Below are 11,570 nucleotides of genomic sequence, written 5' to 3'. Positions count from 1 at the left end.
CCTGCGAAGACTCAGTAATGTTTACCAGAGCCTATCCAACATGACGCTCCGGCTTACGTTACCACCATGACAGTGGCTCAGGTAAGTCGGCATTCGGTAGCAAAGACCACCCGAATAAAGGTAACCAACTGATTTGCCGGGGGTATTTACCTCAGATATTCCAATCTGTAGGACGGATCTCACCCAGACGCAGCCATCGAGCTAGGCGATTGGTTCAAAATGTCAGCCCACTGTCCCTTGCGATCAAGCACGACAGTGTCAGCTTGGATAAGCATCGGGTTCTCCAGAGTGGGACGAGGGGAAATCCCATGCGGATTCCAAGGTTCGGCGCAATTGCCGTCGTACTTTGCTTCAGTGGTCTGTCGCAGCAGAGGACATCCGCACGGAGCGGGTTCGCTTTGCTCCCGGCAAGATAAGCACCGTGATCGAGGGCAGGATCAAAGGCTACGACACTGTCGACGACTATGTGCTCGGTGCCCGGCAAGGGCAATCCATGAACGTCAGCATGGCCAGCGACAACGGGGTCAACTACTTCAACATTCTGGCCCCCGGCGAGACGGAGGTTGCCTTCTTCAACGGATCGGTGAGCCGGAACCAGTACGAGGGCGTCCTGCCAAAACCCGGGGACTACAGGATCCGGGTCTACATGATGCGCAGCGCCGCCCGCCGCAACGAAGTCGCCAAGTACCGCCTCGAGATGATCGTCGCCGCCGCCGACAAGGCAGGGTCGACCGATGCCGTCGTGGCCGGAACGGCCTTCCATGCCACGGGGAACATTCCGTGCGCCATGGCCGCGGCCCGGCCGATGGGTTCCTGCCCCTTCGGGGTCACGCGCAAGGGGACAGGCTCAGGGACCGTGAGGATCACCAAGCCGGATGGCCGGACCCGGGCGATCTTCTTCGAGAACGGCAAGGCGACGGGGGCCGATGTGAGCCAAGCAGATCCCGGTGCGTTCCGCGCGGCCCGCCAAGGCGACCTGACGACCGTGCGCATCGGCGATGAACGTTACGAAATCCCGGATGCGGTCATCTCCGGCGGCTAAGTGGAGCCAATCAGAGCATGTGGAGCTCTCATGGCACCCATCTCGGTCTCGTGCTGGCGCTCTCGTTCACCGGGACGTCGGTTGCCCAGCCCGTGACATCGAGCCCATCTTCATCGCTGGTGGACATCCCGGTTGCCGACATGACGACCGTGGCCCCGGCGGAGTACAAGGCGGCCACCGCCCTTGCGGCGGGCGGAGGCTCTCCGCTGGAGGTTGCCCTGACGATCACCGGACCCTTCGAGGGCGTCGCCCAGCACATTCTTCAGGTGAACGAAGGCGCCGAAACGCCGACATCCACCCGGATCACGGTGGTGCGGGACGGGCTGCTGGACGATGCCGTGCGCGGCGAGCGGTGGGATATCCACTTGGACGGAGCCGCAATGGGGGCATGGAGCATCCGCGAGGTCCGTCGGGCCTTGCGCTGTCGCCGCGGAGGGCATCGGGAGAATTTTGCGACAGCCCTATGCCCCTGAATGGGCATGGCAGTGTTCACACGGCAGGAAGGTATACACATCAGGGTCCAAGCACCTGCGGTTCAAAGATTGAGTAACCTGGGCGAATTCCGATCGACTCCGGCTTCTTTTCCTGGCTGAAGTACCGGAATGAGTCAGCTCAAGAAATCTGCCTCCTTTTTGGCTGTGCGGTGTTCTCTGCCAGAGCTGACCTTCGGCTTACTTCAGCCTCGTGCCACTTTGAGACCTTCGAAGGGATAACAACCGGCTGCGCGTTACATGCACGTCTCGTGAACCTTTCGAGAGAGCAGAATAGGGCATTGCTATCGCCGCCTCGGGGTCGCTTATGACGCACTTCACGAGCCGCTCTCGCCTCTACATGGCCTCAGCCTTGGTCAAGTTGGCAGTCCTGCTGCTCTGGACTGGCGAGCATCTGTACAGGCGTGGCTGGCTTGGAGAGGAGGCCATGCTGACCTGGATCGGGCAGGTTCGTGCCTTGCGCCGGAGAGCCAAGCGGCTAAGCTCTCCCCGTTGAGGTCAGAAGGCCGCCGCCATGCCGGTGATCGAGAACGATGACCCCGAGGGTCCAAGCCCCACCATTCCCCCGACGAAGCCGCGCCTGCTGCGGGTGCTCGGTCCCGGCCTGATCACCGGCGCCTCGGACGACGACCCGAGCGGAATCGCCACCTACAGCCAGGCCGGCGCGCAGTTCGGCTACGGTCTGACCTGGGCCATGCTGTTCGTCTACCCTCTCATGGCAGCCGTTCAGATGATCAGTGCCCGGATCGGCCGGACCACAGGCCACGGCATTGCCGGGGCTCTGCGGCGGCATTACCCGAACTGGCTGTTGCAAGTCATCGTTCTCCTGCTGCTGATCGCCAATACCATCAATCTCGGAGCCGACCTCGGCGCGATGGCCGATGCGGTCAACCTCCTCCTGCCTGGCCCCAACTGGCTCTACATTCTCCTGTTCGCGGGGGTCTGCACCTACATGCAGGTGTTCCTGCAATACACGCAGTACGAGGCGGTCCTGAAGTGGCTGACCCTGGCCCTGTTCGCCTACTTCGCCGCCCTCGTGACGGTCCGCATCGGCTGGGGTGATCTGGTGCTCCACCTGTTCCTTCCGCATCTCGAATGGCGGACCGAGTACCTCACCACCCTCGTAGCCGTCTTCGGCACCACCATCAGCCCGTACCTGTTGTTCTGGCAGTCGGCCGAGGAGGTCGAGGACATTCACGCCTATCCGCACCGCAAGGCCCTGCGCAGAGCGCCCAAGCAAGGGCAAGCGGCCCTGCACCGGATCGAGATCGACACCCTGGTCGGCATGGCCTTCGCGAACAGCGTGGCGCTTGCCATCATGGTCACCACGGCGGGTACGCTCCACCGCAACGGCATCATGGACATTCAAACCTCGGCCCAGGCGGCGGAGGCGTTGCGGCCCATCGCGGGAGAGTTCGCCTTCGTGGTGTTCTCGCTCGGCATCATCGGCACCGGCCTGCTCGCCGTTCCCGTGCTCGCGGGGTCGGCCGCCTATGCCGTGGGGGAAGCCCGGAAATGGCCGGTGGGCTTTGACCGCCGCCCGCAGGAGGCCAAGGCGTTTTACGGCACGGTCGCGCTTGCGACGCTGGTCGGCATGATGATCAACTTCACCGGGATCAACCCGATCAAGGCGCTTTACTGGACGGCCGTGCTCAACGGGGTGATTGCCGTGCCGCTGATGGCGGTCATGATGCTGATTGCCTCGCGGCAAGACATCATGGGACGGTTCCCCGTGCGCGGTTGGCTCCGAGGGCTTGGCTGGACCGCCACCGCCGTCATGGGCCTCGCCGTAGTCGGGATGCTGGCGACGTCCCTCTGAGGCCGGTCGCCGCAGGAACACTGGAGAGCCATCAGTTTTCGACTTGACCGGGAACTGCTTCAGGCGCATCTGGCTTTTCATCCGCGCCCTGCTTCGGCGGGCCCCGGACCCACTGGAACCCTGAACGAAATGCCAAGCGACAGTCACAGTCGATTGACCACGCCGTTGCCGGCCCGCGCAGACGCCTGATCGCTTGATCGGCTCACCCGCCCGGCCTGCGACGGCTGGTCGGAACCGAGGTGAGCCATGACCTTCCTGGACCTGTTCTCCTCTCGTGCCCATGTCGGCGGCGGGGAGGCCCAATCCGACGACCGCAGCATCATGCTGATGGTTGCCCTCCTGCTCGGGCTCGTGTTCGTGCCCATCCTCGGGCTTCACGCCGCGGCGGTTGCCTTCGGCCGGCCCGCCGCGACATCCTCAGACAACCTTGCCCACCACGCGACGCCGCCAAAGCCCACGCGCGGCTAGTCGTTCCCGCCTGAGGACCATTCGATGATGAACTTCCATGGCCTGCGCCAGGGCCGACTCGTGCGCCTGGCGCATGAGGACGCGACACTCCCCGTTCCCTCGGACGTGCTCTGGATCGACCTGCTCGATCCCACCCACGAGGAGGAGAAGGCAGTCGAGGCACTGCTCGGGCTTCAGGTGCCGACCCGGCAGGAAATGGCCGAGATCGAGGAATCCGCCCGCCTCTACGAGGAGCATGGCGCCCTGGTGATGACGGCCGTGGTCATCAACGGCGTGGCCGAGGGCCGGCCCTCCCGCACCCAGGTGACCTTCGTCCTCACGCGATCCCACTTAGTCTCGGTGCGCTATGCCGACCCGGTGCCCTTCCGCACGTTCGCCGCCAAGAGCCAGCGGCAGCCGGAAGCCCACACCACCAGCGACAGCCTCTTGGCATCGCTGCTCGAGAGCATCGTCGAGCGGGCTGCCGACGTGCTGGAGATGGTCGCGTCCGACCTGAACGAGGTCTCGACCCGGCTGTTCGTCGAGGACCGCAACCCGAAGCGCCGCAAGGTCAAGCGGGTCGAGGACGAGCTCCAGGTGCTGATCAAGCGGCTCGGGCGCAAGAACATGACGGTGGCGATCCTGCGCGAGAGCCTGCTGTCGCTGTCGCGCCTAGTGCCCTACCTGCGCCAGGGCGCCGAGGAGTGGCTGACCAAAGGCAGCCCGGCCCGCCTCAAGCAGGTCGAGCGCGACCTGCGCTCGCTCTCGGCCTACGAAGGGCAATTGTCGTCCGAGATCGTGTACCTGCATGAGGCGACGCTGGGGCTGATCAATCTCGACCAGAACCGCATCATCAAGGTGTTCTCGATTGCCGCCGTGCTGTTTCTGCCGCCGACCCTGGTCGGCACGATCTACGGCATGAACTTCCAGGACATGCCGGAGTTGCAGTGGGACTACGGCTATGCCGTTGCACTGGTGCTCATGGTGATTTCGGCCGTACTGCCCTATCATTGGTTCAAGTGGAGGGGCTGGCTTTAGCACTCGCCCCTCCGGCCAGTCGCCAGGAGGGCTGCCATGCTCCACCCCGTGCGCGCGTTGCTGCTAGCCGCCCTCATCTGGGCAGCCACCCTGGTCCCAACCGTGCCAGCGCGGGCGCAGACGGAGGTCGATCTCGCCCTCGTCATTGCCGTGGACATCTCCTATTCGATGGACACGGACGAGCAGGAGTTGCAGCGGGAGGGCTTTGCCGAGGCGTTCCGCTCGCCGCTCGTCCACGACGCGATCCGTCATGGGATGATGGGCCGGATCGGCGTCATCTACATGGAATGGGCTGGAGCCTACGAACAGCAGGTGATCATCCCCTGGACGATCCTCGACAACTCCGAGAGCCTGATGGCTTTTGCCGAACGGATCGCCTCGACCCCTTTGCGGCGGGCGCAACGCACATCGGTTTCCGGAGCCATCGACGCAGCCGCGAATCTGTTCGGCAGCAGTGGCCTGGAGGCCACCCGCAAGGTGATCGACGTGTCCGGCGACGGCGCCAACAACCAGGGCCGTCCGGCCCCCCAGGCCCGCGATGCGGCCGTTGCCAAGGGGATCACGATCAACGGCCTGCCGATCATGCTGAAGAAGCCCGGCGCCCTCGACGATCCGGACCTCGACCTCTACTTCCGCGACTGCGTCATCGGCGGCCCGGGCGCCTTCATGGTGCCGGCCCGTGAGAGGTCGCAGTTCCAACTGGCGATCAAGGCCAAGATCCTGCTGGAGGTCTCCGGGGTGCAGCCCGTCGGGGAATCCCTGATCAGGCCGGCACAAGGTGATGTGGCAGGGCGGGCGAATTGCCTTGCGGGCGAGGCCGGGTGGAGAGACCGGTTCGGCAATTAGGAGCCGTTGGCGAGCCCGGCTCAGAGGCAGATTATCGACGCGGCGATGATGTCCACGCCCCTCAGGTGCAGGGATCGCCTTTGACGAGCAGGCCCGTGCGCCAGTGGGCGGCGTCGGCCTGGGCGTTCAGGCAGATCGCCTTCACCCTGAATCGCAAGGCAATCCCGACCAGACGCCGCGCCGACGCCGGCCGTCCCACTGCCACCAAGGTGCTCGCCAAATCGATCAGATGCACTGCAACGCGCTCCCGAGCGAGAGACTGCCGTCTCAGGGAACGGCGGTGTTGCCAAAGGGCGAAGCGAAGCCGTCGTGTTGTCATATCAACCTCCCCCTGGCTTGGAATTAAGGATCGTCTCGTCATCCGACAGGACGCGCCCGTCACTAAGCCGTGCCTTGATGACGGAGGTCGCTGAGTTGGACGCCAATGCCCAGTTCGGCGGACGTCCGCAGCGGGTCAAAGGCAGTCTCTAAGCGCAGCCGTATAAATGTCCGCTCACCGCGCAAATGTGGGAGTTCGAACCACGCATGTGGCCTTGCGCCGTAGCGTTGGTTCACGCTGCGGCGCTTGTCGATGCGCTACTTATGAAGGCTCGCGCTGAAGAACTTCAACGCCTCAGCCGTCGCCTCGCGCTCCACCTGCGCGTCATACCGGAGCGGCAGGTTGAACTTCTGACCGAGCTCTGTGGCCTCGGGGTTGGTGAAAGCGTGCACCGCACCCGGGTACTCAATGATCCGGTACTCTGCTTTCGCTGCGTCAAAGTCCTTCTTGAGCGCCTCATATTCCTCGCGCTTCACGAACGGATCGTCGGCGCCATTCAGGACGAGGATCTTCGCCTTGACCGCGCCGGGCGCCGGTGCAGGAGTGTTGAGGCCAAGCGTGGCGTGGAAGCCCGCGACCGCAGCGAGATCGGCACCGGCGCGGGCCATGTTCAGCACAACGGCGCCGCCGAAGCAGTAGCCGACGGCGCCGATGYGAGTCGGGTTGACCGAGGGATGCTTAGAGAGTTGGGCCTGCGCGGCATTGAAGCGGGCTTCCATCACCTTTGGGTCGTTCATGACGAGAGTCGCGAGTGCGCCGGCGTCATTGGGATTGTCAGCGATCTTGCCGTCGCCATACATGTCGGCGATGAAGGCGGTGTAGCCCTGCTGCGCGAACTTCAGCGCCTCGTTGTGCACATGCTTGGTGACGCCCCACCACTCGTGCACCATGATGATGCCGGGACGCTTGCCCTGAACCGCATCGTCGTAGACGATGAAGCCCTTCATGGTGGCCGTGCCGTCCTGGTAGGTGACCGCCTCCTCCTTGATTGCCGCATGGGCGGTCGCCGTCATCGCCAACACGCAGAGCGCTGCTGCCATCATTCTCATGAGGATCTCCTGCGGGTTTCGGGGACGAACAAGACCCGACATCTCTCGGATGCAAGGCCGTAGCTTCCATCCCGCGGTGATATTGCTCCTTTCCAAGCGTCAAGGCTATCGTCAGACCCTTTGTGCAAGCGCAGAGATCCGCTGGCGATTGTACGGAGGTCGCTCAGGTCCGCCTCGTGCCATTAAGAGAAGTTCCCGGTCCCGCACCGAGGTTCGGCTATGCCTTGGGAAGCAACTTGGCGAGGCAGTGCGAAAGCAGGGCGCACAGTCCCACGATCGCCACGTGATGCAGGAAGAAGGCGGGCGCCGAAGTCTCGAAGTCCCAGAATTCAAATGTCATCCGCATGAACAGCTTTGACCCGATATCCAGGACATTCAGACTGTGAATTCCGTAAGCCGCGATCGCTGCGGCCGTGGCCCGCAGAACGAAGGTGCGGCGCCCGCGTTCGCCCATGACTGGTACCCGGTCTCGTGTTGCAGCGACAGGGATTGCCGCCCGCTGCTGGAGGAGAGCGGCGAGACCGTGACGGAACTCCGCGAAGGCTGGAGGCTATGGGACGGCCGCGTCATCGCGCGGGGCATCGCGAGGCTGTCCCCGGACCAGCACTTTCACATCTGCGAGTCCCCCGGCAAGATGATCCTCTGCTTCTTCGCCCCACCCGGTGGATCCTGAGCCTGACGTCTTTCGCCCGCCGACCACGCGCGGCTGGCCAGCACCATGGCTCTTGCACCCGTGCACTTCGGTCAAGGAGGAAAACCGGGGTGGTCAACTCCTCCTGCACGCCAGTTCAGGGCCTCGGCCCTGGCCGTCAGGCAGATCGCCTTGACCCTGAAGCGGAGCGCGATCCTCAGCAGGCACCGCGCGGGCTCCGCTCGGCCCGCGACCGTCAGGATGTCCGCCAAGCCGATCAGATGCCTGGCCGCGCTCTCCCGCGCCGCAGCCTGCCGCCGCAGGCAATGGCGGTGCTGCCAACGCCAGGCGAAGCCGTCGTGTTGCCATGTCCGCCTCCTCCGCCGGGGCGTGGCCTAGGATCGCCCGACCGTCCGAATGCTCTAGTTTCAAGGTGTGGGACGTCCTGCCTGAACGGGAGCTTAGAATGATCGGCATCGCACGTAGCCTCGCCTCCCTGCTGGCCGCGGGGCTGGTGCTCACGGGATCAGGGAGCGCCCAGGCCCAGACCGAGGTCGATCTGGCGTTGGTGCTGGCTGTCGACGTTTCGCTGTCGATGGAGCCGGACGAGCAGGAACTCCAGCGGGAAGGGTTCGTCGAGGCTTCCGCTCGCCTGAGGTACACGAGGCCATCGGCAGGGGCATGCTGGGGCGCATTGCGGTGACGTACGTGGAATGGGCTGGATCCGGGTACCGGCAGGTCGTGGTGCCCTGGACGGTGATCGAGCACCCGGCAGACGGGCAGGCCTTCGCGGCCCGTCTGGCTCAGATGCCGATCCAGCGCTTCGGCTACACGTCCGTCTCAGGCGCCATCGATTTTAGCCTCCGGCAGCTTCGCGAGAGCGGCGTTACACCGGTGCGGCAGGTGATCGATATCTCGGGAGATGGGGCCAACAACCAGGGCCGCATCGTGACCGCGGCCCGGGACGGGGCGGTGGCGCAGGGGATCACCATCAACGGGCTGCCGATCATGCTGAAGCGGCCCGACGGCCTGTGGGACATCGAGAACCTCGATCTCTACTTCCGCGATTGCGTGATTGGCGGACCGGGGGCCTTCATGATCCCGGTGCGGGAGAAAGCGCAGTTTGCTCAAGCCATCCGGATGAAGGTTATTCGCGAGATCGCCGACAGATCTCAGGTCCCGTCGCTTGTACAGCCGGCCCAGGCGGAAGAGCGGGCCAACTGCTTGGCCGGGGAACTCCGGCGTCGGCAGCGGTCGGGAAACTGATTTCCCACCTGTGGGTGCTGACACCGCCGCTTCGTGCGGAAGCGCCCGTAGAGCCCGCCGCAGACGGCCGCACCTGACCGCCAGCACAAGGAAGTAGCCGTACGGCCATCGTCATTCAGGCATGACGTCGACGTTCATGCCGTCGATGCCGGCTTCGGGACGGGACGTCCGGCCGCTGCCCGTCGGAAGGATTGTCGAGGCCTGACCCACGAAAAATTCGGCGCTCCCCCTCTTGCGGCCTGACCTTCCGCTTCCCACTCTCGAACCCGTGCGGACCGGGCCCCTCTGACGATTGGCCAAACCGATCGTGATGTCGGACCGCACCGAGCGCGCTCGGTGCCAGGGTCCTGTCTTCCATCGCCACGGCTGCGAGTGCTCTCGTGAGATCAACTCACCAGAGGAGAGCCCTATGCAGACCCGTCCGATCCAACGCCTCAAGAGCCTTCATGCGAAGGCGGATCTTCATCTTGTCCGCGAGCTCAAGTCCCGTTTGCCCAACGGGGTCGAGGTCGTTCGGCTGAGGAAGATCAAGCTGGCGCTCAAGGACCGCATCGCCGCCCGGGGCGCGGCCAAGCCCCACCCCCAGACGACCTGACCCATCCGCTTGGCCGGAGCCCCACAGTTCCGGTCAGCCGCCTTTTCCGTTTGAGGGAGGGTTACCGTGGAGTTTCTGTTCTTCGACTGGCTCGGCAAGCCGCTGTGGATGTGGCTTGGCTTCCTGGGCATCGTGGCGGTGCTGCTGGCGCTCGACCTCGGTGTCCTGCACCGCAAGCAGCATGAGATCGAGGTCAGGGAGAGCCTCGTGCTCTCGGCCTTCTACATCGCACTGGGCTTGGCCTTCGGCGGATGGGTCTGGTGGATCATGGGGCCGACCGCCGGCAAGGAATACGTCACCGGCTTCGTGGTCGAGAAGAGCCTCGCGATGGACAACGTGTTCATCATCGCGATGATCTTCTCCTACTTCGCCATCCCGCGCCTGTACCAGCACCGGGTGCTGTTCTGGGGCATCCTCGGCGTCATCGTGCTGCGCGGCATCATGATCGGGTTGGGCGCGACCCTCGTCAGCGAGTTCGCCTGGGTGCTCTACGTCTTCGCTGCCTTCCTGGTTTTTACCGGCATCAAGATGTGGCTCTTGGCCGACCAGGAGTACGACGTGGGTACTTCGCCGGTGCTCCGGTGGGTGCGCCGGCACTTCAACGTCACAGACGAACTCCATGGCGAGCGGTTCTGGGTCCGGCACCTCGATCCCAGGACCGGGCGGCCGGCCTGGTACATGACGCCGCTGATGCTGGCCCTGCTGATGGTCGAGATCGTCGACGTGGTCTTCGCGGTGGACTCGGTGCCGGCGATCTTCGCCATCACCACCGACCCCTTCCTCGTCTACACCTCGAACATCTTCGCCATCCTGGGCCTGCGTGCGCTGTACTTCGCGCTCGCCGCCATGGTGCACCGCTTCCACTACCTGAAGTATGCGCTGAGCGTGCTGCTGGTGTTCATCGGCTCGAAGATCTTTCTCGCCGATCTCGCCGGCTTCGACGGCGGCAAGTTCCCGCCGAGTTGGTCGCTGGGCATCACCTTCGCGATCCTTGCCGCCGGCATCGTCTACTCGCTGTGGAAGACGCGAGGAGACCACACGAAGCAGGCATCGGGCCAGGAGAACCCGTCCTAACCATCCCGGCATTCAGACCGGTCTCCAACCAGGAAAGGCTCACGCAATGGATCCTCTCATCGAAGGCTATCCCCGTTTCCACGAGCAGGTCTGGCCGCGGGAACGCGCCCGTTACGAGGCCCTGGCGGCACAGGGCGAGCGCCCGAAGACGCTGGTCATCGCCTGCTCCGATTCCCGGGTTGACCCTCGGACCATCTTCGGGGCGGCACCCGGCGAGCTGTTCGTGGTCCGCAACCGACTGCATTGTCACACGCTATGATAGACTGGAGCGCAACTTCCTCTCAGCCGTCGCCCTCGTCGCAACCCGTCGCAACCCGTTGCTTTTCGGAGCATTTTATTGAGTCGTTGCTCCAATATAGGGCACGAGATCGCATTCCGTGGCTATCCGGTGGCCATTCACGCGCTTGACCGCACTTCGAATGGAGCGGCCAGTTAGAAAGAAGCGAAATTTTTCAATGAGATAAGTGGCGCACCCGACACGTTTCGAACGTGTGACCTTTGCCTTCGGAGGGAACGGTCCATTGCGGCATCTGGTTAAGACCTAGTTCTTGTAGCTCCTGATCTCGAATTGATGCTTTCTCAATGTGCGACCTCGCTGGGCTGCAAAATGGTGAGCGTTGTATGATGACCGAAGCCGATCCAACCTTGATAGCATGGCTCGAGAGTGATCTCGCCCGTCGCAAGATTTCTGTCTCTCGCGAGAGATCAGTAGAGCTGGTTGAGCAGACCGCACGGTCGATCAAGCGCCATCTCGAGGCGCCCCCGCGGCTTCGACCATCTGCCGTCGCGAGCGAACTGGAAAAGTTAGCAAAGCATTTTAAGGCGGCCGCGGCTCACGCGGCCAAGCTTGGTGACCAGGGGCTGCTTCATATAACCGTGGCATCCTTGGCCAACCCGGAAGACGAGCCCGCCGACATGGGTCGATCACGTGCTTTATCTGGAAAGGATGGGGG

14 protein-coding genes and 1 pseudogene are annotated in these 11,570 nt (G+C 63.8%); 12 read left to right on the top strand and 3 right to left on the bottom strand.

Annotated features, from left to right (window positions below):
- Positions 1-421 precede the first annotated feature (421 nt).
- The 6 genes from AC1DVM_RS20550 to AC1DVM_RS20525 all read left to right on the top strand — a co-directional run bounded on the left by AC1DVM_RS20550 (position 422) and on the right by AC1DVM_RS20525 (position 5,683).
- Positions 422-1,042, top strand: a complete 621-nt coding sequence (locus AC1DVM_RS20550) for a hypothetical protein (RefSeq protein ID WP_477257548.1) — start codon at positions 422-424, stop codon at positions 1,040-1,042.
- A 17-nt stretch (positions 1,043-1,059) separates the two neighbouring features.
- Positions 1,060-1,515, top strand: a complete 456-nt coding sequence (locus AC1DVM_RS20545; RefSeq protein WP_477257546.1) for a hypothetical protein — start codon at positions 1,060-1,062, stop codon at positions 1,513-1,515.
- A 532-nt stretch (positions 1,516-2,047) separates the two neighbouring features.
- Positions 2,048-3,352, top strand: a complete 1,305-nt coding sequence (locus AC1DVM_RS20540) for an NRAMP family divalent metal transporter (RefSeq protein WP_477257544.1) — start codon at positions 2,048-2,050, stop codon at positions 3,350-3,352.
- Between the two features lie 246 nt (positions 3,353-3,598).
- Positions 3,599-3,820 carry a hypothetical protein gene (locus tag AC1DVM_RS20535; RefSeq protein ID WP_477257542.1) on the top strand — a complete coding sequence of 74 codons (222 nt, stop codon included), beginning with the start codon at positions 3,599-3,601 and terminating at the stop codon, positions 3,818-3,820.
- Between the two features lie 24 nt (positions 3,821-3,844).
- Complete coding sequence (locus AC1DVM_RS20530; protein WP_477257539.1) at positions 3,845-4,837, top strand: magnesium transporter CorA family protein; 993 nt, start codon at positions 3,845-3,847, stop codon at positions 4,835-4,837.
- A 36-nt stretch (positions 4,838-4,873) separates the two neighbouring features.
- Positions 4,874-5,683, top strand: a complete 810-nt coding sequence (locus AC1DVM_RS20525) for a DUF1194 domain-containing protein (RefSeq protein WP_477257537.1) — start codon at positions 4,874-4,876, stop codon at positions 5,681-5,683.
- A 61-nt stretch (positions 5,684-5,744) separates the two neighbouring features.
- Here AC1DVM_RS20525 and AC1DVM_RS20520 read toward each other — a convergent pair whose 3' ends face one another.
- From AC1DVM_RS20520 to AC1DVM_RS20510, 3 genes are all read right to left on the bottom strand, one after another.
- Positions 5,745-5,918 carry a hypothetical protein gene (locus tag AC1DVM_RS20520; protein WP_477257535.1) on the bottom strand — a complete coding sequence of 58 codons (174 nt, stop codon included), beginning with the start codon at positions 5,916-5,918 and terminating at the stop codon, positions 5,745-5,747.
- A 341-nt stretch (positions 5,919-6,259) separates the two neighbouring features.
- Positions 6,260-7,042 carry a dienelactone hydrolase family protein gene (locus AC1DVM_RS20515; protein WP_477257533.1) on the bottom strand — a complete coding sequence of 261 codons (783 nt, stop codon included), beginning with the start codon at positions 7,040-7,042 and terminating at the stop codon, positions 6,260-6,262.
- Positions 7,043-7,268: 226 nt separating this feature from the next.
- Positions 7,269-7,505 (bottom strand): hypothetical protein, encoded by a 237-nt coding sequence (locus AC1DVM_RS20510; RefSeq protein ID WP_477257531.1) that lies wholly within the window; start codon positions 7,503-7,505, stop codon positions 7,269-7,271.
- A gap of 69 nt (positions 7,506-7,574) precedes the next feature.
- Between AC1DVM_RS20510 and AC1DVM_RS20505 the strand changes: the two genes are divergently transcribed.
- The 6 genes and pseudogenes from AC1DVM_RS20505 to AC1DVM_RS20480 all read left to right on the top strand — a co-directional run.
- Positions 7,575-7,724, top strand: a complete 150-nt coding sequence (locus AC1DVM_RS20505; RefSeq protein ID WP_477257529.1) for a hypothetical protein — start codon at positions 7,575-7,577, stop codon at positions 7,722-7,724.
- A 325-nt stretch (positions 7,725-8,049) separates the two neighbouring features.
- Positions 8,050-8,948, top strand: a pseudogene (locus AC1DVM_RS20500) (DUF1194 domain-containing protein).
- Between the two features lie 409 nt (positions 8,949-9,357).
- Entirely contained in the window at positions 9,358-9,543 is a 186-nt protein-coding gene (locus AC1DVM_RS20495; RefSeq protein ID WP_477257527.1) for a hypothetical protein, read from the top strand.
- Positions 9,544-9,651: 108 nt separating this feature from the next.
- Complete coding sequence (locus tag AC1DVM_RS20490; protein ID WP_477257550.1) at positions 9,652-10,617, top strand: TerC family protein; 966 nt, start codon at positions 9,652-9,654, stop codon at positions 10,615-10,617.
- A gap of 46 nt (positions 10,618-10,663) precedes the next feature.
- Positions 10,664-10,876 carry a carbonic anhydrase gene (locus tag AC1DVM_RS20485; protein ID WP_477257525.1) on the top strand — a complete coding sequence of 71 codons (213 nt, stop codon included), beginning with the start codon at positions 10,664-10,666 and terminating at the stop codon, positions 10,874-10,876.
- Between the two features lie 362 nt (positions 10,877-11,238).
- On the top strand, positions 11,239-11,570 hold a 332-nt coding region (locus AC1DVM_RS20480), incomplete at its 3' end, for a hypothetical protein (protein ID WP_477257523.1).

It is taken from the genome of Microvirga sp. P4_A5, from assembly GCF_056402495.1.
The sequence above is the reverse complement of the archived record's forward strand: the minus strand, read 5'-3'. Positions and strand labels throughout refer to the sequence as shown.

What these genes read in the sequence shown, in the direction of transcription:
- AC1DVM_RS20545 (WP_477257546.1), top strand. Translation starts at nt 1,060, where the DNA reads ATGTGGAGCTCTCATGGCACCCATCTCGGTCTCGTGCTGGCGCTCTCG.
- AC1DVM_RS20510 (WP_477257531.1), bottom strand. Translation starts at nt 7,505, where the DNA reads ATGGGCGAACGCGGGCGCCGCACCTTCGTTCTGCGGGCCACGGCCGCA.
- AC1DVM_RS20525 (WP_477257537.1), top strand. Translation starts at nt 4,874, where the DNA reads ATGCTCCACCCCGTGCGCGCGTTGCTGCTAGCCGCCCTCATCTGGGCA.
- AC1DVM_RS20540 (WP_477257544.1), top strand. Translation starts at nt 2,048, where the DNA reads ATGCCGGTGATCGAGAACGATGACCCCGAGGGTCCAAGCCCCACCATT.
- AC1DVM_RS20535 (WP_477257542.1), top strand. Translation starts at nt 3,599, where the DNA reads ATGACCTTCCTGGACCTGTTCTCCTCTCGTGCCCATGTCGGCGGCGGG.
- AC1DVM_RS20490 (WP_477257550.1), top strand. Translation starts at nt 9,652, where the DNA reads ATGTGGCTTGGCTTCCTGGGCATCGTGGCGGTGCTGCTGGCGCTCGAC.
- AC1DVM_RS20530 (WP_477257539.1), top strand. Translation starts at nt 3,845, where the DNA reads ATGATGAACTTCCATGGCCTGCGCCAGGGCCGACTCGTGCGCCTGGCG.
- AC1DVM_RS20495 (WP_477257527.1), top strand. Translation starts at nt 9,358, where the DNA reads ATGCAGACCCGTCCGATCCAACGCCTCAAGAGCCTTCATGCGAAGGCG.
- AC1DVM_RS20485 (WP_477257525.1), top strand. Translation starts at nt 10,664, where the DNA reads ATGGATCCTCTCATCGAAGGCTATCCCCGTTTCCACGAGCAGGTCTGG.